Source organism: Tardiphaga sp. 709 (assembly GCF_032401055.1).
Taxonomy (GTDB): Bacteria; Pseudomonadota; Alphaproteobacteria; order Rhizobiales; family Xanthobacteraceae; genus Tardiphaga.
This window is the reverse complement of record NZ_CP135529.1, coordinates 3,014,121-3,034,692: the sequence shown is the minus strand read 5'-3', so window position 1 is coordinate 3,034,692 and position 20,572 is coordinate 3,014,121. Positions and strand designations below refer to the sequence as shown.

The window sequence follows — 20,572 nt, the reverse complement described above, 5'->3', positions numbered from 1 at the left end:
CTCTCCTCCGGTTTTCCTGTGATGTCGCGGTGACTATTTCACCGCGCCGACTTCCTTGAGATATTTCAGCGTGCCGGGATGATAGGGCGCCGGCGATTGCGCTGATGTCTGCGTGGCCAGATTGATGTTCTCCGCCTCTTTGTGGACGGCGACGAGATCGGCCTTGTTCTCGAAGATCGTCTTCGTGATCGCATAGGCGGTCTCATCCGACATCTTGTCGGTGGCCATGATCTGGTTCCAGGCGGCGAAGCCACGGCTGTCGGTGGTCTGGCCCGGATAGCTGCCGGCCTTGATCACGCTGGGTGCGAAGATCTGGCCGTATTTCTTCACGATCGGCTCGAGCAGGTAGTCGATATCGATCAGCTTGATGGTGACGCCCGGCGTCGCCGCGAGATCGACCACCGCGGCGGTCGGCACACCGCCGCCCCAGAAGAAGGCATCAATCTTGCGATCCTTGAGCGCGGACGCGGATTCCGCCACCGACAGACGTTCGCGCTTGACGTCCTTGTCCTTGTCGAGGCCCGCGGCTTCGAGCAGGCGGAAGGTCTGCGCCTCGGTGGCACTGCCCGGCGCGCCGCCGGAAATGCGCTTGCCTTTCAGATCGGCGAATTTCTCGATGCCGGTGCCGGCGATGGTCACCACATGCACCGGGCTGGAATAGACGGCGACGATGGTGCGCAGCGGAACGGGCTTCTTGAACTTGTTCTCGCCCTTTACGGCGTCGGATGCGACGTCGCCAGTCATGAAACCGAGATCGGCCTGGCCGGTTTCCAGGAGCTTGATATTGTCGACGCTGCCGCCGGTGACTTCGCCGGTGGCCTGGGTATGCGGCAGTTTCTTCGACAGCAGGTTCGCGAGCCCGCCGCCGAGCGGATAGAAGATGCCGCCGGTCCCGCCGGTCGCAATGGCGATGGTCTTGTCTTCCGCAGAAGCGCCGGTCGCCGCGCAGGCGATGCCGAGCAGTGCAAGGCTAAAGGCTGTCCATCTCATCGCGTCACTCCCTGAAGTCGGCGGCGCCGCTTATCTGCGGCGTCCGCTGTCATGCGATAACTTGACGTTATTCGTTTCTGTCGTTGGTCATGCCGGCGCCGGTTGCGCCCTCGTCCTTACCTGCCACACCAGCACGCCGAGGCCGATGATGAGGCCGGGCACGAATGTGTAGCTGATGTCGCGACCGATGATCGATTCGATGATTGCCTCGATCAGGCTCGGGAACACCAGCAGTAATCCCGATAGCAGAAGCAGGCCGCGCTCGATCGGTGTATTTTGTCGCAGTGCCCAGTTCTGCGCGACGGCGGCGAGTGCCAGCAGTCCCAGCGTGGTCTTGAAGGTAATCTCGACGATGTCCACCCACGAGCCGCCCTTCGGAATGTTTAGCAGCAGGCCGACGCCTTGCGGATCGCAGACGAAGACGAATGGCACCAGGAACGCCGGCAGTGTGTATTTCCACGATTGCAGCGTGGTCTTGTAGGGATCGCCGCCGGTAATGGCAGCGGCCGCAAAGGGCGACAGCGCGGTGGGAGGTGAGACTTCCGAGAGCACCGCGTAATAGAAGATGAACATGTGTGCGGCATAATCGGGCACGCCGAGCTTGATCAGCGCCGGTGCCGCGATCACCGCGCAGATGATGTAGGACGCAGTGACCGGCACGGCGAGGCCGATGATCCAGACGATCAACGCCGTATAGATCGCCGTCAGCAACAGACTGCCGCCCGCATAGGAAATCACGATCGACGAGAATTTGAGGCCGAGGCCGGTAAGCGTCACGACGCCGACCACGATGCCGGCGCAGGCGCAGGTGGTTGCGGCGTTGAGTGCGCCGATCGAGCCGTCGGCTAGCGCCTTCACCAGCTTCTTCGGCACCAGCGCGGTATCCTTGCGCAGGAAACTGAGCACGAAGGTGACGAGCGTGGCGTAGAACACCGACAGTGACGGCGAGTAGCCGATGATCATGAAGACGACGACGGCGAGCAGGGAGATGAAGTGGAACCCGTAACGCTTCATCATCACGCCGAGGCTGAGCTCAGGCCTGACATTGACATTGTGGGCGCCGTATCGCTTGGCGTCGATCTCGACCATGATCAGCAGCGACAGGTAGTAGAGACAGGTCGGGATGGTCGCCATCCAGATCACGTCGAGATAGCTGATCTTGAGGAATTCGGCGATCAGGAACGCGGCAGCGCCGAGCACCGGCGGCGACAGGATCGCGCCGAGACCACCCGCGGCCAGCAAGCCGCCGGCAGCGTTCTTCTCGAAACCGGCCTTGGCCAGCATCGGGGCGGCAACGGTGCCGATCATCACCGTGGTGGCGACGCCCGAGCCGGAAGGCCCGCCGAGCAGGAACGAGGACAGCACCACGGTGCGGCCCGCGGCGTTCGACTTGTTCCCCATCAAGGATAGCGAGAAATCGATGAAGAACTTTCCGGCGCCGGACATCGACAGGAACGCGCCATAGATCGTGAACAGGATGATCAGCGTGGCCGACACGTCGACCGCGACGCCGAAGATGCCCTCCAGTGTGATGAAAAGATGACCGACGAGACGCGGCAGGTCGTAGCCGCGATGGGTCCATGGCGCTGGCAGATGCGGGCCGAGCATCGCATAGGCGATGAAGAACAGTGACACGACCGGCATGATCAGGCCGGTGGTGCGGCGCGTCGCTTCCAGCAGCAGCACGATGAAGACGATGCCGACGATGACATCCATATGATCCGGCAGAGTGGCACGGTCGGTGAAATCGTCGCCGCCCCACAACGCATAGGCAATGGTGCCGATGGCGACGATGCCCGGCACGATGTCCCACCAGCGCACGCGGTTGCGGAAGCGCGCTGCGACGGGGAATAGCAGGAAGCTCAGTATCAGCGTGAAGGCGACATGGACGTAACGCAGCTCCTGCGTCGGCACGATTGCGTAGGCGGCATAGAGATGAAACAGGCTCATCACCACGGCGATGCCGGTGGAGATCGTCCCGGCCCAGCCAAGCAGGCGATTTGTTGCGCCTTCATCGGCTTCGATGAACGCTTCAGCCTTTGCCAATGCCTCGTCGGAGACAGCAACGGTCTCATCGCTCGCGTTTGATTTTTGGTCAGCCATGTTTCATCCCCCGGGATATTTCCCGCAGCCGGCTTTGCCGGCCTTATTCTTCTGAGTGCGGCGCATTCATGCCGTTTTACCCGGCTGGCGCAAGGGCTTACCGGTGAAACTTTCGTCGCGACAACGGCGTTCGCTCTTGCAACGCCGTTGACCCCATGAGGACCGCGGTTCACTTTCGCGGGCTGAATGACAGGACTAAAATGAATATGAGGAAGCGCCTGCTGGCGGCACTGGCGAGTGCCGTCGTCCTATGCAGTGCAACCGCACGCGCCGAGCCATCGATCACGCTGCTGACTGGCAACACGTCCGGGATCTATTTTCCGCTCGGCGTGTCGATTGCAATGATCTATGCGGATATTCCCGGCGCGAAGGTTTCGGTGCAGACAACCGACGGTTCTGTCGAAAACCTCTCGCGGCTGCAGCAAGGCACAGGGCAGGTGGGTTTTGCGCTCGGCGACGCGCTGAAGGACGCCTGGGCCGGCAATGCCACGGCGGGCTTTGACGGCAAGCAGGACCGGTTGCGGGTGATCGGCGCGCTCTATCCGAATTATATCCAGATCGTTGCCACCAAGGAGAGCGGGATCAGGACGCTGAACGATCTCAAGGGCCGGAGCCTCTCGGTCGGCGAGCGGAGATCAGGCACCGAGCTGAACGCCCGCGCCATTCTCGGCGCTGCCGGGCTGCGCTACGAGAATCTCGGCGAGATCAGATACATCTCCTTTGCCGAGTCCACCCAGTTGATGATCGAGAAGAAGCTCGATGCCACGCTGCAGTCTGCGGGTCTCGGCGTGACATCGATCAAGGAACTCAGCGAGGCCACGGATATCGTCATCGTGCCGGTGCCGCCCTCGCTGGTCAGAAAGATCGGCGCGCCGTTCAAGCCGGACACCATTCCGGCCAGGACGTATATCAGCCAGGACAAACCCGTGCGGACCACATCGGTCATGAATTATCTGGTCACGAGCACGGCTGTGTCGGACGACCTTGTCTATCAGATGACAAAACGTCTGTTCGATGGTCTCGACGAGCTGGCGGTCGCGCATCGCGCCGGTCACGAGATCAAGCTTGCCAGCGCCGCGAGCCAAAGTCCGGTGCCGCTGCATCCCGGCGCGTTGCGCTACTATCGGGAGCGGGGCCTGATCAGGTAGAGTGGTCTGGCTGGCTTGCTGGGGCTTTCATGGGTCATCCGTTCCGGACATTGTTTCTGTGCGCCGCTCTTGCGGCGGCATCGCTGCCCTATGCGGCTGTCCGGGCGCAGGGTGCGGCCGAGGCCGCTGCCACCTGCGCGAATGACGACACCTTGCCGCCCGAGCAGATGCTCGGCATCTGCGGCCTGGTGATCGGCTCGACGGCGGCATTGCCGGACCGCGTTCATGCCCTGATCGTGCGCGCCGGGTTGCAACTCAGGCTGGAACAGGTCGACCTCGCCGTTGCGGATGGCGATCTGGCGGTTCAGCTCGATCCCCTCTCGGCCGCAGCGCTCGAAGCCCGCGGCAAGGCGCTTGCGGCCGGCAAGAAGTTCGACCGTGCGCTTGATGACTTCGACCGCGCGATCAAGCTGCGGCCGAACGAGGCTCAATTATTTGCGAGCCGCGCCGCGACCTTCGCATCGATGCACGAAAATCGCCTCGCGGTCCGCGACTATACCGAAGCTGTTCGCCTCGATCCCAATCGGGTGCAGAGCTTGCTCGATCGCGCCGCCGCCTATGCCAAGGTCAAGCGCTTCGATCTGGTGATCGACGACCAGAGCGACATCATTCGCCTGGAGCCGACCGCGGAACATTACGATGCGCGCGGTCAGTCCTATGCGCGCAACAATGCCTATGGCCGCGCGATTGCGGATTTCGATGCGGCGATCCGGCTGGAGCCGAAGGCCAGCTATTTCGTGAACCGCGGAAATTCCTTCAGCCTCAGCGGCGCATATGATCGCGCTATCACCGACTACACGACGGCGCTGCAGCTTCAGCCGGAGCTGGCGATGGCCTACAACAATCGCGGCGTCGCCTGGCGCGACAAGGGCGACCCTGCGCGCGCGCTGGCCGATTTCGACGCAGCCGTTCAGATCGATTCAACGCTGGATATCGCTTTGCGACATCGCAAGCAGCTTGAGAAATATCGGGTGGCGGCGCGCAGGCCGGCGGTCGGATTGCATCCATCCGCCGATGCGAGCACGCGATAGACAATGACTTTTCGCAATTCATATGCGGGCAGCGTGCCGCGCGTCATCAGCGTCCTGTTCGTATTATGTTGCGTGGCTCCCGATAGAGCATCGCCAGCGGTCAACGAGCCCGCAGCCGCCGTGCCCGTCGATCCCGCGCTGTGCGTTGCAGCAGTTGCGTCAGGCGATGACGAGAAGATTCTCGCAGTTTGCAGCACGCTGATCGACAACGAAAAGACCGAGCGGGCCGACCGGCTGAAAGCGTTGATCGCGCGTGCCGGTGTCTACAGCCGCAAGGATGAGACCGATCGTGCCATCGCCGATTACAATGCGGCGCTGCGGCTCGATCCGACGCAGGCCGTTCTCTTCAATGCGCGCGGCGAACTCTGGCGCAAGAAGGGCGATCGGCCGCGCGCAGTCCGCGATTTCGGTGCGGCGATCAAGCTCGATCCGCAATTCGAGACAGCGCGTGCCAATTACAAGGCGCTGGCGCAGGAGATCGAGCGGATCGGCGTCGAGATGTCGGTCAAGCCACAACCAAAGGCACCCTTGAAATAGCCGGCCATCCCGTGACAATGACGAGACAATGAACTCCGGCGGTAAAGCCGGGGCGGGAGAGACGCCAATGACAAATCGCAATGCCAGCCGTTATCACGAGGTTCACGCGCACTCGCTCGTGGACCCCGAAGGTTTCTGGGGCGAAGCCGCGAAGGCGATCGACTGGATCGAACCGGCGAAGAAGGTGTTCGATCCGTCCGTGGGTCTCTACGGCCGCTGGTTTGTCGGCGGCGTGCTCAACACCTGCTACAACGCGCTGGATCGCCATGTCACTGACGGACGCGCCAATCAGGTCGCGCTGATCCACGACTCGCCGCTGACGGGTGAGGTCCGGAAATTCACCTATGCGCAGCTGCTGCATGAGGTGCAGGTGCTCGGCGCCATCCTGCAGGACCTTGGTGTTGGCAAGGGCGATCGCGTCATCCTCTATATGCCGATGGTGCCTGAGGCTGTGGTCGCCATGCTCGCCTGTGCGCGCATCGGCGCGGTGCATTCGGTGGTGTTCGGCGGTTTCGCAGCGAAGGAGCTCGCGACACGCATCGACGATGCGAGGCCGAAGCTGATCCTGTCGGCGAGCTGCGGGATCGAGCCCGGCCGCATCGTGCAATACAAGCCGCTGTTGGATGAAGCGATCGCGCTCGCCAGCGCGAAGCCCGATGGCTGCATCATCCTGCAGCGGCCGCAACATGGCTGCGATCTGGTGGTCGGCCGCGATCACGACTGGGCTGAATTGCGCAGCAAGGCGATGGCGGCGAAGAAGTCCGCGGATTGCGTGCCGGTGCTGGCGACCGATCCGCTCTACATCCTCTATACGTCCGGTACAACCGGCAAACCGAAGGGCGTGGTGCGCGACAATGGCGGCCATGCCGTCGCGCTCGCCTGGTCGATGCAGAATCTCTACGGCGTGAAGCCGGGCGAGGTCTGGTGGTGCGGCTCCGATATCGGCTGGGTGGTCGGCCATAGCTACATCGTCTATGCGCCGCTGTTCCATGGCGCGACCTCGGTCATGTATGAGGGCAAGCCGGTCGGCACGCCGGATGCCGGCGCGTTCTGGCGTGTCATCTCCCAACACAAGGCCGTTGCTTTCTTCACGGCTCCGACCGCTTTTCGTGCCATCCGCAAGGACGATCCGGACGGCAGTTTCATCCGCAAATACGATCTCTCGCATTTCCGCACGCTGTTTCTGGCCGGCGAGCGCGCCGATCCGCCGACGGTGGACTGGGCCGAGAAACAACTGAAGGTGCCGGTGATCGATCACTGGTGGCAGACCGAAACCGGTTGGTGCATCGCCGGCAATCCGGTCGGCCTTGGCCAGTTGCCGGTGAAGCACGGTTCGCCGACGGTGCCGATGCCCGGTTACAAGGTCGAGGTGGTGGATGAAGCTGCGAAGCCGCTGCCTGCCGGCACCATGGGCTCCATCGTCATCAAGCTGCCGATGCCGCCGGCCTGTCTGCCGACATTGTGGGAGCAGGACGAGCGCTGCAAGGAAGCCTATTTCAACGAATTTCCCGGCTACTACAAAACTTCCGATGCCGGCTATCTGGATGAGGACGGCTACGTCTATGTGATGGGCCGCACCGACGACATCATCAATGTCGCCGGCCATCGCCTCTCCACCGGCGGCATGGAGGAGATTCTGGCCTCGCATCCTGACGTCGCCGAATGCGCCGTGCTGGGCATCAAGGATACGATCAAGGGCGAGGTGCCGTGCGGCTTCCTGGTGCTGAAGGCCGGCGTGGAGCGGCCGGTTGCTGACATCGAGAAGGAAGTGGTCGCGCTGGTGCGCGAGAAACTTGGGCCGGTCGCGGCCTTCAAGCTCGCCATCGCCGTCGGCCGGCTGCCGAAGACGCGGTCCGGCAAGATCCTGCGCGGTACCATCAAGAAGATCGCGGATGGCGACAGCTGGACCATGCCCGCGACCATCGAGGATCCGAAGTCGCTGGACGAAATCGGCGCGGCGCTGAAGGGCAGGGTCTGAGCAGACCTTACAAATCCCGCATTTGGCGCTAAACACTCTCACGTCATGCCCGGGCTTGACCCGGGCATCCATCTTCCTTTCAAACGGCAAAGCTGGATTGCCGGGTCAAGCCCGGCAATGACAGAGAAGATCAAGTAACGGAACCTTGCATGCGACTGACCTCGACCTCTCTCATCGCGCTGACGCTGGCCGCGACGCTGCTCGGTGCCTGCGCGCGCCGTACCGATATTCCGATGTCGAGCCTCGGCGACGACGATGACGCGATCTGCCGCGCCAATGGTGTTGCTGTCGGTTCGCCGGAATATGCGGCCTGCCGCAAGGACCGCGACGTTCAGCGCAGCAATGCCATCAACCGTGCCGACCGCGCGCAGCGCAATCTCGGCGAATATATGCTGAACAATCCGAACCGGCCGTAACACCGGCGATTGATATTCCGCAAAACTGTGTCTCCCAAAGGCAACGACCGCGCAGCGAGACGCTGTGCGGTCGTTTGCTTTTGATTGAGATCAACGTGCGGGCGCCGCGGCGAGCGTCTTTCGGATTTGATCGGGTGAGATCGTTCACCCCGAACGAATCGAAAGACAGGGCGCTTCGCGATGAAGAGAATTTTCACGACCATGTCGTTGCTGATGGCGGCAACGGCGATGACCAGCATGACGACGGCGGCAGGGGCCGCCGATCTTCCGGCCGCGACGCCTTATTACAAGGCGCCGGTGGTCGACGCGTGGAATCCCTGGATGATCCGTCTGCGCGTGCTTGGCGTCATTCCGGAGAATGGCGGTACGGTTCACCAGGTGCCGGGCTCCAGCCTGAAGACCTCCGATCAGGTCGTTCCCGAACTCGACATCTCGTATTTCTTCACGCCGAACCTCGCGGCCGAACTGATCCTTGGCATCACCAAGCATCACGTCACCGGTGACGGCGCCATCGCCGGCCTCGATGTCGGCAAGGCCTGGCTGCTGCCGCCGACGCTGACCTTCCAGTATCACTTCACGCAGTTCGGCGCCTTCAAGCCCTATATCGGCGCTGGCGTGAACTACACCTGGTTCTTCAGCCAGAGTGCCAGCGGTGTGGGCGTGACCAACAGCCGTCTGAAAGACACCGCGGCGCCGGTGCTGCAGTTCGGCTTCGACTACATGATTGACAAGCATTGGGGCTGGAACGTCGATGTGAAGAAGATGTGGATGCGCCCGGATTGGGAAGGCACGCTGGCCAGCGGCGCGGCGATCACCGGTCAGGTCAAGCTCGATCCGTGGCTGGTCGGCACGGGTATCACCTACAAGTTCTGATTCTTTCGATCTCTCACTGTGTGACTGAAGGGCCGATGTCAGTCGGTCCTTCTTTTTTGCGATTTTGCCGTGCAACGGTTGCTTTCGGCGCTCCCATCCTGTTGGGTGCCCCGCTCCACACCACCGCACCATCAGGACAACATCATGGACATCAAGGTCAGGGATTCGAACGGCGCACTGCTCGCCGAAGGCGATACCGTCACGCTGATCAAGGACCTCAAGCTGAAAGGCTCGTCCACCGTGCTCAAGCGCGGCACCGTGATCAAGAACATCCATCTCACCGACAACGAAGACGAAATCGAAGGCCGCACCGACAAGGTCAAGGGCCTGGTGCTGCGCACGGAATTTCTGAAGAAGGCGTGACGGCTACGAGCTTCAAGTCTCGATGTAATCCGCGATGCTGGTCGGCGCGGGCACCGGTAATCCGTCTTCTTTGAGGCCTTCAACGTGGAAACGGATAGCATCCCGGATCTCGGCTTCGACGATCTTTACTGTATCCCCCGTTGCGACGCAGCCGGGCAGGTCCGGCACGTATGCGGAATAGTTGTTGTCGGTCTTCTCGATGACTACGGCGTAACGCATTAAGGCTTCTCCGTCAGTGCCGCCTGCTTCAGGATACTTCTAAATGTGCCAGGTGCAAGATCGTCGGAAGGCTTGCCGGCGATCGTGACGCGCCCCGGCTTCGTTGAATGTTTGAATTGCCGGTGGCTGCCGCGCATGGCGACCAGAAACCAGCCGTCATCCTCGATCAGTTTGATCGCGTCCCGGACCTTCATGGTGTCGAGCCTGCCCCTGCGACAACCCGGTAGGACGGCAGATTATCACATCCAGATACTTAGTGGAGAACGTTCGCGCATTCTTCATTCTACTCCCGCCCTTCCTCATGCTCGCGGAATGTCGAGAGTCGCGACAGGAATGCGAGCATCAGTCCGATGCCACAGATCGAGAACAGCATGGTGAAGATCTTGGCGATGGCAGTGGTCGGCGACAGCGTGGCGTCGCCGACGGTGGTGAGCGCCATCGCGCTGAAATAGGCGGCGTCGATCCACGGCCATCCTTCCACGGCGTGAAAGAACACGGCGCCGCCGGTCATGGCGATGGCCAGCAGAAACAGGATCGCGCGAAATTCCGGATCCCGCAGGCCGCGGCGAAAGCCGGCCAGCAAGCGCACCAGACCAAGCCAGAGAGATGCCATCGCAGCGTTGCCCCATGCGCCCCCGCGCAGGTTGGATGTCGCAGGATTCGATGACGTTTGGAAAGCGAAGATTGTTGGACGCCGCACGCCAACAAAAAACGCGGCGGGATGAACCGCCGCGTTTTCAATTCTGTCCTTGCCACCGCGCATCTGTGCGCAGCGCAGGCGCCTATTCGTCGTCGTCCTGCTTCTTGCCGCCGCCGATGCCCTTCAGCTTGGCGAACACGGCATCGACATTGAGGTCGCCGCTGCCGCTCTCGGCGGTCTCCAACTCGTCCTTGCGGGTGGTTTCCGAGGCCGGCAGCAGGGTCGCGCCGCCGTAAGCCTGATCGGTCGGCTTTTCCTTGGCTGCGCGCTGCACTTCGAAATCGAGTTCGATCTGCGAGCACAGGCCGAGGGTCACCGGATCCATCGGGGTCAAGGTCGAGGCATTCCAGTGGGTGCGGTCGCGGATCGAGGCGATGGTGGTCTTGGTGGTGCCGACCAGACGCATGATCTGGCTGTCCTTGAGCTCCGGATGGCTGCGGACCAGCCACAGGATCGCGCTCGGGCGCTCATGGCGGCGCGACACCGGGGTGTAACGCGGGCCCTTCTTCTTGGCGGCCGGCGGCAGGATCACCTTGCTCTCTTCGAGCTTGAGCCGGTAATTCTTGTCCTTCTCGCCCTTTTCGATCTCATCGCGGGTCAATTGCCCGTTGGAAATCGGGTCCATGCCCTTGATGCCCTGGGCGGCGTCGCCGTCGGCAATGGCGCGGATCTCGAGCGGGTGCATCTTGGTGAAATCGGCGACCTGATCGAAGGTCAGCGCCGTATTGTCGACCAGCCACACGGCCGTCGCCTTTGGCATCAGCGGGGCATTGCTCATGGCACATCTCCTTTGCGCTTCGCCCACCTCTTTCGGAGGCGAAGCCGTCTGGTCATCGGTGATGACGGGAATTAAGGCTCTATATAATCTGTCCGAGGGCAACCGCGCAATGCCCGGCAGTTCGGCCTTGACAGCGCCGCAAACCGGCCCCAAGTCCTTATTCAGACAAGCTCTTTGGCTGAATTTTGCCAATCTGACCCATCGCACCTGCCATTTTGGTGCCCAGGCCCCTGGATCGCCCCGATATGACGAGCAAACCGTCCCTGAAAATCGTTCTTTGTTCGCCGCGCGGCTTCTGTGCCGGCGTGGTCCGGGCGATCGATACGGTCGAACGCGCACTCGCGATCCATGGCGCGCCCGTCTATGTCCGGCATGAGATCGTCCATAACAAGTATGTGGTGGACAGCCTCAGGACCAAGGGCGCGATCTTCGTCGAGGAACTCGCCGAAATCCCGGACAATACATCCGCGCCGGTAGTATTTTCCGCCCATGGCGTGCCGAAATCGGTTCCCGAGGATGCCCGTCAGCGCAATTTCTTCTCGCTGGACGCGACCTGCCCGCTGGTGACCAAGGTGCACCGCGAGGCGGCGATCCACTTCAAGCGCGGCCGTGAGATCCTGCTGATCGGGCATTCGCATCACCCGGAAGTGGTCGGCACCGTCGGCCAGCTGCCGCCTGGTGCTGTGCAGCTCATCGAGACGGCTGGTGACGCACAGACCTTCCAGCCGAAGGATCCGAACAATCTCGCTTTCGTGACCCAGACGACGCTGTCGATCGACGACACCGCCGAGATCGTCGAAGTGCTGAAGAGCCGCTTCCCCACGATCAACGGGCCGCACAAGGAAGACATCTGCTACGCCACCACCAACCGCCAGCTTGCCGTGAAGAAGGTGGCGCCGGTGGTCGATGCGCTGATCGTGGTCGGCGCGCCGAACTCGTCGAACTCGCAGCGTCTGCGCGAAGTGGCCGAGCGCGAGGGATGTCGCGTCTCGGTGCTGGCGCAGCGCGCCAGCGATCTCGACTGGAGCATGTTCGAGGGCATCACCAGCCTCGGCATCACCGCGGGCGCCTCGGCGCCGGAAGTGATCGTCGAGGAAATCATGGACGCCTTCGCGCAGCGTTATGAGCTGCATGTGGAGACGGTGTCGGCCGCTGAAGAAAACGAATTCTTCCCGCTGCCGCGTTCGCTGCGTCCCGAGGCCGCGGCGTAACCGCGATGGCGGTCTATACCGATGTTGCCGCCGATGATCTCGCGGACTTCCTGAAGAGCTACGATGTCGGCGAATTGCTCTCCTACAAGGGCATCGCCGAAGGCGTCGAGAATTCCAACTTCCTGATGCACACCTCCAAGGGCGCGTATATCCTCACGCTCTATGAGAAGCGCGTCGCGGCGGATGACCTGCCTTACTTCCTCGGTCTGATGGCGCATCTCTGCGTGCGCGGCGTGAATTGCCCGCAGCCGCAGAAGAATCGCGACGGTGCGGTCTATGCATCGCTCGCCGGTCGGCCGGCGGCGATCATCAACTTCCTCGAAGGCATGTGGCCGCGTCGTCCCAATGCGATGCATTGCGCCGGTGTCGGCGAAGCGCTGGCGAGGATGCATGTCGCCGGGCGCGATTTCCCGCTGGTGCGCAAGAACAATCTGTCGGTCGATGGCTGGCGCGGTTTGCTCGCACTCGCTGCACCGCGCGCCGATACGGTTCAGCCCGGGCTGCGCGCTTTCCTGCAGACCGAACTCGACTATCTTGCCGCGCATTGGCCAACCGATCTGCCGGAAGGCGTGATCCATGCGGATCTGTTTCCGGACAACGTGTTCTTTCTCGGCGACAAGCTCTCCGGCCTGATCGACTTCCCGTTCGCCTGCAATGACATGCTGGCCTACGACGTGGCGATCTGCCTGAACGCATGGTGCTTCGAGCCGGATCTGTCCTTCAATGCCACCAAGGCGCGCGCTTTCCTCAATGCCTATGAGGCGGTGCGTCCATTGACCGGTGCCGAGCGCGCGGCGTTTCCGCTGCTGGCGCGCGGTGCGTCGATCCGCTTCCTGCTGACGCGGCTGGTGGATTTCCTCAATGTGCCGGAAGGCGCCTTCGTGAAGCCGAAGGATCCGGTCGAGTATGTCCGCAAGCTGCGCTTCCACCAGTCGGTGACGTCGATGGCCGACTACGGCGTCGAAGTGGCGAGGCAGCCCGCGTGACCACTGCGACGCCTGTGACGATCTATACGGACGGCGCCTGCTCCGGAAATCCCGGCCCCGGCGGTTGGGGCGCGATCCTTCGTTTCGGCGATGCCGAGAAGGAGCTCAAGGGCGGCGAGGCGCACACCACCAATAATCGCATGGAGCTGATGGCGGCGATTTCGGCGCTGGAAGCGCTGAAGAAGCCGTGTTCGGTGGATCTGCACACCGACAGCCAGTATCTGCGCAACGGCATCATGAGCTGGATTCACGGCTGGAAGAAAAACGGCTGGAAGACGTCGGACAAGAAGCCGGTGAAGAATGTCGACCTGTGGCAGCGGCTCGATGCTGCGCTGAAGACCCATGACGTGCGCTGGCACTGGGTCAAGGGTCATGCCGGCCACGCCGAGAACGAACGCGCGGATCAACTCTCGCGGGACGGGCTGGCGGAGAATCGCGGGCGGTAGAAGCGGACGGCATTTTGCGCTGACTGCACACCAAACTCTGCCGTCATGCCCGGCGAATGCCGGGTATCCACGTCTTGGCCCGCGGCGATGACGTGGATGGCCGGGACAAGCCCGGCCATGACGAAGTTCGTGGTTCTCTAATCGAAGATCTCAGCTCAGAGCTGACCCAGCAGCGTGTCGCCGCCGGAGACTTCGACCTTGCCCGGTGCCGGCTCGAGGTTGAGCTTGGTCACCTTGCCGTCTTCCACCAGCATCGAATAGCGATGCGAGCGGATGCCGAGGCCGTTGCCGGATGCGTCGAGCTCCATGCCGATCGCCTTGGTGAAGTCGGCATTGCCGTCGGCGAGGAACACCGCTTCGTCGCGCAGGTCGGTGTCTTTCTTCCAGGCGTTCATCACGAACACATCGTTGACGGAGATGATCGCGATGGTGTCGACGCCCTTGTCCTTGATGGCATAGGCGTTGAGGAAGATGCTCGGCAGATGCATCTTGTGGCAGGTGCCGGTATAGGCGCCGGGCACCGCGAACAGCGCCACTTTCTTGCCCTTGAAGATGTCGTCGGTGGTCTTCACGGCCGGACCTTCGGAGGTCATGACACGGAGCTTGGACTCGGGCAGCTTGTCGCCAACTTGAATGGTCATCGTCGATCTCTCCTGAAATGCGGGTGAGTGTGTTTAGACCGGCTGCATGACGCGGGCAATATTATGTGCTGCGCAAAACTTGGCCTGCTGCGCGCCATGATGACGTCACCCGCCGAAGCCGCCGGCATCCAGAAACGCCTGCTCCTCCGCAGTGGTGCTGCGCCCCAGCACCCGGTTACGGTGGGGGAAACGGCCGAAGCGCCGGATGATGTCGGCGTGCTCGTCGGCATATTTCAGATTGTCGGTCTCGCCGGTGGCGCGAAACAGCGCGCAGCAGCGCTCCTGATCGGCGAGGTCTTCCGAATGCATCAGCGGCATATAGACGAACTGCTGCATCTGCTGGTCGACGCGCTGATCGACGCCGCGTGCGACGGCCCTGATCGTGAGGTCGCAAGCGAGGCGATCGCTGGAAAAGGCCCGCGCGTCGTTGCGGAACATGTTGCGGGGAAACTGGTCGAGCACGAGGATCAGCGCGAGCGTGCCGTCGTCACTTGCTTCCCAGGATGCAAGGCTGCCGGCGACGGCGTCATCCCAAAGCGCGCGAAAGCGGCGGGTGATCTCGGCATCGAAATCGTCGTTCTTGGCGTACCAGCGCTCCCAGCCGGCGTCTGTCCAGAAGGCGATGATGTCGGCGGGAGTCGTTGCAGTCATGCTGAAGTCCATAGGGGGGCCATGCGAAAGCGGGCCCACCCTATAGCAGTGTGTCAGGCCGCTGAGGCCTGCTTCTTCTCGTCGCGGAGTTCGCGGCGCAGGATCTTGCCGACATTGGTCTTCGGCAGAGCGGTGCGGAATTCGATCTGTTTCGGCACCTTGTAATTGGTGAGCTGGGTGCCGCAGAACTTGATGATGTCCTCGGCGGTGACGTTCGGGTCCTTCTTGACGACGAAGGCCTTCACCGCCTCGGTGGTCTTCGGATCGGGCACGCCGATCACGGCGCATTCCAGCACGCCGGGATGGCTGGCGATGACGTCCTCGACCTCGTTCGGATAGACGTTGAAGCCCGAGACCAGCACCATGTCCTTCTTGCGATCCACGATCTTGGTGAAGCCGTCGGGGCTCATGATGCCGATGTCGCCGGTGCGGAAGAAGCCGTCCGCGGTCATCACCTTGGCGGTCTCGTCCGGCCGGTTCCAGTAGCCCGACATGATCTGCGGACCTTTGGCGCAAATCTCGCCGGGCTCGCCGAGCGGGACTTCGTTGCCGTCGTCGTCGCGGATCGAGATGTAGGTCGATGGCACCGGCACGCCGATCGAGCCGTTGAACTGATCGACGTCGGCCGGATTACAGGTCAGCGTCGGCGAGGTTTCCGACAGGCCATAGCCTTCGGCGACGAAGCAGCCGGTCGTCTTCAGCCACCGTTCGGCCACCGCCTTCTGTACCGCCATGCCGCCGCCGTTGGAAATCTTCAGCTTGGAGAAATCCACCTGGTCGAAACCGGGCGTATTCAGCAGGCCGTTATAGAGCGTGTTGACGGCCGGGAAGCTGTTGACCTGATACTTCATCAGCTCCTTCACGAAGCCCGGCATGTCGCGCGGGTTCGGGATCAGGAGGTTGACGCCGCCGGCGCGCACGGCCAGCAGGAAGCAGGCCGTCAGCGCGAAGATATGATACAGCGGCAGCGCGCAGACGATGAAGAGCTGGTCCACATGCGGCGGCTTGCGCAGCGCCGGCTGCAGCCAGGCATCGTTCTGCAGCACATTGGCCAGGATGTTGCGATGGCGCAGCGTCGCGCCCTTGGAAACGCCGGTGGTGCCGCCGGTGTATTGCAGGAACGCGACGTCGTCGGGTCCGAGCACCGGCTTCTTCATCTTCATGCTGCGGCCGGCGGAGACTGCATCGTTGAACCAGACGGCGCCCGGCAATTCGTAAGCCGGCACCATCTTCTTTACGCGGCGGACCACGAGATTGACGATCACCCCCTTGAAGCCGAGCATGTCGCCCATGCTGCCAAGGATGACGTGTTTCACATTGGTCTTGGCGATCACCTGCTGCACCGTGGAGGCGAAGTTCTCCAGCACGATGATGGCTTCGGCACCGGAATCCTTGAGCTGATGTTCGAGCTCGCGCGGGGTGTAGAGCGGGTTGACGTTGACCACGGCATAGCCGGCGCGCAGCACCGCGGAGGTGGCGATCGGATATTGCAGCACGTTCGGCATCATCAGCGCGACGCGGGCACCCTTGGCGAGGCCCTTGCTCTGCAGATAGGCGCCGAGCGCCAGGGACATTTCGTCGAGCTCACGATAGGTGATCGACTTGTCCATGCAGATGAAGGCTTTGCGATCGCGGAATTTGGCAAAGCTCTCTTCGAGCAGATCGACCAGCGACGGATACAGGCTGACGTCGATGTCGGCTGGCACGCCTGCCGGATATTGTTTGAGCCAGATACGCTCCATGACACTTCCCCCTCGATTTGATTATTTCGTCGAAGTATTGAGCAAAGCTGCCCTTGATAGCAAGGCGCGGCGCAACATGACGCGGCCGGAAACCGGCTGCGTTAACGATGATAGTTGAGCCTTGTCGACGAAGGTCTAAGTGCGCGGAGCTGCCGCAGCCGGCTTGGCTTCGCCGGTGGTAGCCTTCGGTGCGGGTTTGGCCGCTGCCTTCGGCTTGGCCGGCGTTGCGGCCGGAGCGGTGGTGGCTGCCGTGGCAGGCTTGCCGGCTGCAGGTTTGGCTGCCGCTGCCGGCTTTGGCGCGGCTGCATCGGGCTTGACTGCTGCCTGTTTGGACGCGGCGGGTTTGGCCGCAGGCTTGGCGGCTGGTTTCGCCTCGGCCGATGCTGCGGTTTTGGCGTCCTTGGTGTCGGCTGCCGCGTCAGGCTTCTTGGCAGCGGTCTTGGTGCCCTTCTTGCCTTTGGGCTTCGGCGTCTGCCGGGCTTCTTCCACCGCATTGGCGGCGATCAGGTCGGCCCCCACCTTCTTCGGTCCGGTATAGACGATCACCGGTTCGACCGGCGCGGCGGCTGCGGCGATCATGTCGACCGGGCGCAGCGTCGGCGGCTGCAGGCCGGCGGTGAAGAACGACATGGCCTGGCTGCCGGCTTCGTTGCTGGCGACGACTTCGTCATCGGCATCGCTGGCCGGGCGCTTGCGCTTCGGTCCGCACATTTCGTCGCGGAGGTTCGGAGGCGCGGCGTCGATCGGCGCGAGCGCGTCCACGGTGCCGAGCGCCGGTCGCAGCCAGGTGAGGCCGCCGGCGCCATTGTTGAAGCCGCGCTCCAGCAGCTGCGCGGCCTTGACGGCGCGGGCCTGGCCGGACGAGGCACCGAGCACCACGGCGATCAGCCGCTTGTTGCCGCGGGTGGCGGTGGCGACGAGATTGTAGCCGGAGGCGCAGATGAAACCGGTCTTCATGCCGTCGGCGCCGGGATAGCGGCCGATCAGCTTGTTGAAGTTCGGGGTGATGCGGCGGCCGAATTTGATCGCGGGAATGTGGACGAAATATTCATATTCCGGCAGGTCATGGATGATCGCGCGGGCGAGGATTGCAAGATCACGCGCCGAGGTGACCTGACCATCGGCCGGCAGGCCGTTCGGGTTGACGTAGTTGGTCTGCGTCATGCCGAGCTTCTGCGCGGTGGCATTCATCATTGCCGAGAAACCGTCGACAGAACCGCCAACGCCTTCAGCGAGCACGACGGCCATGTCGTTGGCCGACTTCACCATCATCATCTTCAATGCGTTGTCGATGGTGACCTGCGTGCCGGCGTTGAATCCCATCTTCGATGGCGACTGTGCCGCGGCGATCGGCGACACCGTGACCACCGTATCGAGGCTGATGCGTCCCTGCTTCACCGCCTGCAGCGTGACATAGGTCGTCATCAGCTTGGTGACGGAGGCGGGGTACCACGGATAGGTCGCGTTTTCGGCCTGCAGCACCTTGCCGGTATCGGCTTCGACGACAAGCAGCGCTTCAGCGCTCGCAGCGCGAGGCGCGGCCACGCCGAACGCAAGTGTCGCGGCGAGAACGAACCAGTTAAGTGATAGCAGGCGGCGCGATGCGAAGTGAAACTGCACTATCCGATTCCGGTCCTTTGCGGCCCGCCTGCAGTGCCGTGACACCGCGCGCAGCAATTCTTGGATTTGAGGTTCGGGGCTCTCAGGTCGGTTTGGCGTCACGCGGTGACAGAAGCAAACCTATACCGGCCGGGAGCATCAGAACAGTGGCGAGCGGGTTAAATCGGTGATGAAAGGGGCCAAATTTCGGCCGTTCTCCCAAAGCCTTCACTTCCCCAAGTCGTCACTTCTCCAAAGGATTACAGCGGCTGGGCGGCGTCCGGTAGGGCCATGCTGGCGCGTGCGTCCTCCTGAACCATGAACTGGGCGGCGGCCAGACTGGCGAAATAGCCGCCCTGCATCACGAGTTCGTCAAAAGTTCCCGCTTCGATCACGCGGCCGTTCTCGAATACCAGAATGCGCGTGGCGTTGCGGATGGTGGACAGCCGGTGCGCGATCACGAAGGTGGTGCGGCCCTTCATCACTTCATCGAGAGCGACGTTGAGCTTGGCCTCGGTCACGGCGTCGAGCGCGCTGGTGGCCTCGTCGAGGATCAGGATCGGCGGGTCCTTCAGCAGTGCACGGGCGATCGACAGCCGTTGCCGCTCGCCGCCGGACAGCATGCGGCCACGTTCGCCGGCATTGGTGTTGAAACCGTTATCGCTGCGCTCGATAAAATCGAGCGCCTGGGCGCGCGCGGCGGCAATGCGCAGCTCTTCATCGGTCGCGTCCGGTTTGCCGACGCGCAGATTGTCGGCGATGGAGCGATTGAACAGCAGCGCCTCTTGGAATACGACGCCGATGTTCCGGCGCAGGCCCGACAGGGTGAGTGCACGGATATCCATGCCGTCGATCGAGATGATGCCGGATTGCGGATCGAAGGCCCGGTGCAGCAGTGCGATGGCGGTGGACTTGCCGGCGCCGGTGGCGCCGACGAGGGCGATGGTCTGGCCGGGCAGGGCCGTGAAGGACAGATCCGCGATGGCCGGCCGCTTGCCGTCATAGGAGAACGACACGTCGTTGAATTCCACCATGCCTTGCAGCCGGCCGGGATCCATGGCGTCGATGCGGTCGCGCACGGCAGGCACGGCATCGAGCACGTTCATGAAATCGCGCAGCCGCGGCGCTTCCATGAAGATCGTGTTGATGAAAGAGACCACCTGTTCGAGCTTCTGGATCAGCATCGTCGCAAAGGAGACGAACATCACGATCTCGCCCACGGTGGTGAGACCCTGCTGATGCAGCGCGATGCCGACGGTGAAGATCGCCAGCACGGTGATGGTGGTGGAGGCGCGCGTCATCACCGAGACCAGCGCCCACCACGACAGCACCGGCATCTGCTTTTCGAGCAACTGGCTGGAGACGCCGCGCAGGCCCTGCACCTCGGCATCGATGCGCGTGAAGCTCTGCACCAGCGCGACATTGCCGAGCGCATCGGAGGCGCGGGCGGACAGGTCGCCGTAATGCTCCTCGACGTCGCTTTGCATGCCCGAGGTCTTGCGCACGACCATGGTGGTCAGCACCGTGAACACGACGCAGAGGATTACGAGCAGGATCGCCAGCCGCCAGTTCAGATAGATCGACAGCGGCAACAGGACGAGCAGTGAGACGATGGAGGCGAAGTGCTCGCGGAAGAAGCCGAGCCAGACACGCCACAGGGCATCGGTGCCGGCCAGCATCACTTTCATCAAGCGGCCGGAATGCGTACCGGTGTGGAAGGTCAGCGGCAATTGCATGATGTGTTCGAAGTAATCGGTCAGCACTGCCTGGCGCTGGCGATGTGCGAGGCGATCCGCATGAAGCGCCACCACCGCGCCGCAGACGATGGTGAACAGGCCGAACGCGACCCAGGCCGCCAGCAGCGGCCAAGGCGATGCGCTGTCCGTCTGCATTGCGGCTGTCGAGAGATTGCCGGAGAGTACGTCGATGATCCGGCCGAACAGCACCGGTTCGGCGAATTGCGCGCCGGCCAGCAGCAGGTTGGCGCCCGCAAGGATCCAGCCGAGGCGCTTCTCCTTGCCGAGCAGCTCCAGCACACGGGTGTAAAGACGGATCATGGGAGGTCACTCAGCGCAGCGCGAACGGGATAACCGATTGCGCGTAGTCTAGGCGGGGATGGCAGCCGAATACAGCTTCGGGAAAAGTTGTTCAGTTGAACTT

The 20,572-nt window shown here is 62.6% G+C and carries 21 protein-coding genes; 10 read left to right on the top strand and 11 right to left on the bottom strand.

Going from position 1 to position 20,572, the window contains the following annotated elements:
* Positions 1-33: 33 nt before the first annotated feature.
* Together RSO67_RS14925 and RSO67_RS14920 are read right to left on the bottom strand one after the other, a co-directional pair.
* The gene (locus tag RSO67_RS14925) at positions 34-990 is read right to left on the bottom strand and encodes a TAXI family TRAP transporter solute-binding subunit (protein ID WP_315844064.1); all 957 of its coding nucleotides are present in this window, start codon (positions 988-990) and stop codon (positions 34-36) included.
* Positions 991-1,077: 87 nt separating this feature from the next.
* Positions 1,078-3,093, bottom strand: a complete 2,016-nt coding sequence (locus RSO67_RS14920; protein ID WP_315844063.1) for a TRAP transporter fused permease subunit — start codon at positions 3,091-3,093, stop codon at positions 1,078-1,080.
* 206 nt (positions 3,094-3,299) lie between these two features.
* Between RSO67_RS14920 and RSO67_RS14915 the strand changes: the two genes are divergently transcribed.
* The 7 genes from RSO67_RS14915 (at position 3,300) to RSO67_RS14885 (ending at position 9,439) form a co-directional block, all read left to right on the top strand.
* Complete coding sequence (locus tag RSO67_RS14915; RefSeq protein WP_315844259.1) at positions 3,300-4,241, top strand: TAXI family TRAP transporter solute-binding subunit; 942 nt, start codon at positions 3,300-3,302, stop codon at positions 4,239-4,241.
* Between the two features lie 29 nt (positions 4,242-4,270).
* The gene (locus tag RSO67_RS14910; protein WP_315844062.1) at positions 4,271-5,272 is read left to right on the top strand and encodes a tetratricopeptide repeat protein; all 1,002 of its coding nucleotides are present in this window, start codon (positions 4,271-4,273) and stop codon (positions 5,270-5,272) included.
* 3 nt (positions 5,273-5,275) lie between these two features.
* A complete protein-coding gene (locus tag RSO67_RS14905; RefSeq protein ID WP_315844061.1) occupies positions 5,276-5,809 on the top strand; it encodes a hypothetical protein in 534 nt (177 codons plus the stop codon).
* A 67-nt stretch (positions 5,810-5,876) separates the two neighbouring features.
* Complete coding sequence (locus tag RSO67_RS14900; RefSeq protein ID WP_315844060.1) at positions 5,877-7,787, top strand: propionyl-CoA synthetase; 1,911 nt, start codon at positions 5,877-5,879, stop codon at positions 7,785-7,787.
* Between the two features lie 149 nt (positions 7,788-7,936).
* Positions 7,937-8,203 carry a hypothetical protein gene (locus RSO67_RS14895; protein ID WP_315844059.1) on the top strand — a complete coding sequence of 89 codons (267 nt, stop codon included), beginning with the start codon at positions 7,937-7,939 and terminating at the stop codon, positions 8,201-8,203.
* Between the two features lie 180 nt (positions 8,204-8,383).
* Positions 8,384-9,076, top strand: a complete 693-nt coding sequence (locus tag RSO67_RS14890; RefSeq protein WP_410001859.1) for an OmpW/AlkL family protein — start codon at positions 8,384-8,386, stop codon at positions 9,074-9,076.
* A gap of 144 nt (positions 9,077-9,220) precedes the next feature.
* Complete coding sequence (locus RSO67_RS14885) at positions 9,221-9,439, top strand: alkylphosphonate utilization protein (RefSeq protein WP_011665834.1); 219 nt, start codon at positions 9,221-9,223, stop codon at positions 9,437-9,439.
* A gap of 12 nt (positions 9,440-9,451) precedes the next feature.
* Here the strand turns inward: RSO67_RS14885 and RSO67_RS14880 are convergent, their stop codons facing one another.
* The 4 genes from RSO67_RS14880 to RSO67_RS14865 all read right to left on the bottom strand — a co-directional run bounded on the left by RSO67_RS14880 (position 9,452) and on the right by RSO67_RS14865 (position 11,136).
* Positions 9,452-9,658 carry a type II toxin-antitoxin system HicB family antitoxin gene (locus RSO67_RS14880; protein ID WP_315844058.1) on the bottom strand — a complete coding sequence of 69 codons (207 nt, stop codon included), beginning with the start codon at positions 9,656-9,658 and terminating at the stop codon, positions 9,452-9,454.
* On the bottom strand, positions 9,658-9,852 hold the full coding sequence (locus tag RSO67_RS14875) for a type II toxin-antitoxin system HicA family toxin (protein ID WP_315844057.1): 195 nt from the start codon (positions 9,850-9,852) through the stop codon (positions 9,658-9,660). The genes RSO67_RS14880 and RSO67_RS14875 overlap by 1 nt, the downstream gene beginning before the upstream one ends.
* Positions 9,853-9,941: 89 nt before the next feature.
* Positions 9,942-10,271 carry a potassium channel family protein gene (locus RSO67_RS14870; protein ID WP_089267679.1) on the bottom strand — a complete coding sequence of 110 codons (330 nt, stop codon included), beginning with the start codon at positions 10,269-10,271 and terminating at the stop codon, positions 9,942-9,944.
* Positions 10,272-10,440: 169 nt separating this feature from the next.
* Positions 10,441-11,136, bottom strand: a complete 696-nt coding sequence (locus RSO67_RS14865; RefSeq protein ID WP_315844056.1) for a DUF1013 domain-containing protein — start codon at positions 11,134-11,136, stop codon at positions 10,441-10,443.
* Between the two features lie 245 nt (positions 11,137-11,381).
* On the opposite strand from RSO67_RS14865, the gene ispH reads away from it, so the two are divergent.
* The 3 genes from ispH to rnhA are packed head-to-tail and all read left to right on the top strand — an operon-like array spanning position 11,382 to position 13,779.
* Positions 11,382-12,347: a 4-hydroxy-3-methylbut-2-enyl diphosphate reductase gene (gene ispH / locus RSO67_RS14860; RefSeq protein WP_315844055.1), complete on the top strand. Its 966-nt coding sequence runs from the start codon at positions 11,382-11,384 to the stop codon at positions 12,345-12,347.
* 5 nt (positions 12,348-12,352) lie between these two features.
* Positions 12,353-13,333 carry a homoserine kinase gene (locus RSO67_RS14855; RefSeq protein ID WP_315844054.1) on the top strand — a complete coding sequence of 327 codons (981 nt, stop codon included), beginning with the start codon at positions 12,353-12,355 and terminating at the stop codon, positions 13,331-13,333.
* Entirely contained in the window at positions 13,330-13,779 is a 450-nt protein-coding gene (gene rnhA, locus RSO67_RS14850) for a ribonuclease HI (protein WP_089267674.1), read from the top strand. Before RSO67_RS14855 ends, rnhA begins: the two co-directional genes overlap by 4 nt.
* A 155-nt stretch (positions 13,780-13,934) precedes the next feature.
* On the opposite strand, the gene RSO67_RS14845 is transcribed toward rnhA, so the two are convergent.
* The 5 genes from RSO67_RS14845 to RSO67_RS14825 form a co-directional block, all read right to left on the bottom strand.
* Positions 13,935-14,420: a peroxiredoxin gene (locus tag RSO67_RS14845; RefSeq protein ID WP_089267673.1), complete on the bottom strand. Its 486-nt coding sequence runs from the start codon at positions 14,418-14,420 to the stop codon at positions 13,935-13,937.
* A gap of 105 nt (positions 14,421-14,525) precedes the next feature.
* Positions 14,526-15,071 carry a DUF924 family protein gene (locus tag RSO67_RS14840; protein ID WP_315844053.1) on the bottom strand — a complete coding sequence of 182 codons (546 nt, stop codon included), beginning with the start codon at positions 15,069-15,071 and terminating at the stop codon, positions 14,526-14,528.
* 53 nt (positions 15,072-15,124) lie between these two features.
* Positions 15,125-16,813: a long-chain fatty acid--CoA ligase gene (locus tag RSO67_RS14835; RefSeq protein WP_315844052.1), complete on the bottom strand. Its 1,689-nt coding sequence runs from the start codon at positions 16,811-16,813 to the stop codon at positions 15,125-15,127.
* A 135-nt stretch (positions 16,814-16,948) separates the two neighbouring features.
* Complete coding sequence (locus tag RSO67_RS14830) at positions 16,949-18,433, bottom strand: D-alanyl-D-alanine carboxypeptidase family protein (RefSeq protein ID WP_410001858.1); 1,485 nt, start codon at positions 18,431-18,433, stop codon at positions 16,949-16,951.
* Between the two features lie 239 nt (positions 18,434-18,672).
* Entirely contained in the window at positions 18,673-20,469 is a 1,797-nt protein-coding gene (locus RSO67_RS14825) for a glucan ABC transporter ATP-binding protein/ permease (RefSeq protein WP_315844051.1), read from the bottom strand.
* Positions 20,470-20,572 lie beyond the last annotated feature (103 nt).

Excerpts from the sequence above, each read along its gene's own strand:
- RSO67_RS14925 (WP_315844064.1), bottom strand. The coding sequence starts at position 990 with ATGAGATGGACAGCCTTTAGCCTTGCACTGCTCGGCATCGCCTGCGCG.
- RSO67_RS14920 (WP_315844063.1), bottom strand. The coding sequence starts at position 3,093 with ATGGCTGACCAAAAATCAAACGCGAGCGATGAGACCGTTGCTGTCTCC.
- RSO67_RS14915 (WP_315844259.1), top strand. The coding sequence starts at position 3,300 with ATGAGGAAGCGCCTGCTGGCGGCACTGGCGAGTGCCGTCGTCCTATGC.
- RSO67_RS14910 (WP_315844062.1), top strand. The coding sequence starts at position 4,271 with ATGGGTCATCCGTTCCGGACATTGTTTCTGTGCGCCGCTCTTGCGGCG.
- RSO67_RS14905 (WP_315844061.1), top strand. The coding sequence starts at position 5,276 with ATGACTTTTCGCAATTCATATGCGGGCAGCGTGCCGCGCGTCATCAGC.
- RSO67_RS14900 (WP_315844060.1), top strand. The coding sequence starts at position 5,877 with ATGACAAATCGCAATGCCAGCCGTTATCACGAGGTTCACGCGCACTCG.
- RSO67_RS14895 (WP_315844059.1), top strand. The coding sequence starts at position 7,937 with ATGCGACTGACCTCGACCTCTCTCATCGCGCTGACGCTGGCCGCGACG.
- RSO67_RS14890 (WP_410001859.1), top strand. The coding sequence starts at position 8,384 with ATGAAGAGAATTTTCACGACCATGTCGTTGCTGATGGCGGCAACGGCG.
- RSO67_RS14885 (WP_011665834.1), top strand. The coding sequence starts at position 9,221 with ATGGACATCAAGGTCAGGGATTCGAACGGCGCACTGCTCGCCGAAGGC.
- RSO67_RS14880 (WP_315844058.1), bottom strand. The coding sequence starts at position 9,658 with ATGCGTTACGCCGTAGTCATCGAGAAGACCGACAACAACTATTCCGCA.
- RSO67_RS14875 (WP_315844057.1), bottom strand. The coding sequence starts at position 9,852 with ATGAAGGTCCGGGACGCGATCAAACTGATCGAGGATGACGGCTGGTTT.
- RSO67_RS14870 (WP_089267679.1), bottom strand. The coding sequence starts at position 10,271 with ATGGCATCTCTCTGGCTTGGTCTGGTGCGCTTGCTGGCCGGCTTTCGC.
- RSO67_RS14865 (WP_315844056.1), bottom strand. The coding sequence starts at position 11,136 with ATGAGCAATGCCCCGCTGATGCCAAAGGCGACGGCCGTGTGGCTGGTC.
- ispH (WP_315844055.1), top strand. The coding sequence starts at position 11,382 with ATGACGAGCAAACCGTCCCTGAAAATCGTTCTTTGTTCGCCGCGCGGC.
- RSO67_RS14855 (WP_315844054.1), top strand. The coding sequence starts at position 12,353 with ATGGCGGTCTATACCGATGTTGCCGCCGATGATCTCGCGGACTTCCTG.
- RSO67_RS14845 (WP_089267673.1), bottom strand. The coding sequence starts at position 14,420 with ATGACCATTCAAGTTGGCGACAAGCTGCCCGAGTCCAAGCTCCGTGTC.
- RSO67_RS14840 (WP_315844053.1), bottom strand. The coding sequence starts at position 15,071 with ATGACTGCAACGACTCCCGCCGACATCATCGCCTTCTGGACAGACGCC.
- RSO67_RS14835 (WP_315844052.1), bottom strand. The coding sequence starts at position 16,813 with ATGGAGCGTATCTGGCTCAAACAATATCCGGCAGGCGTGCCAGCCGAC.
- RSO67_RS14825 (WP_315844051.1), bottom strand. The coding sequence starts at position 20,469 with ATGATCCGTCTTTACACCCGTGTGCTGGAGCTGCTCGGCAAGGAGAAG.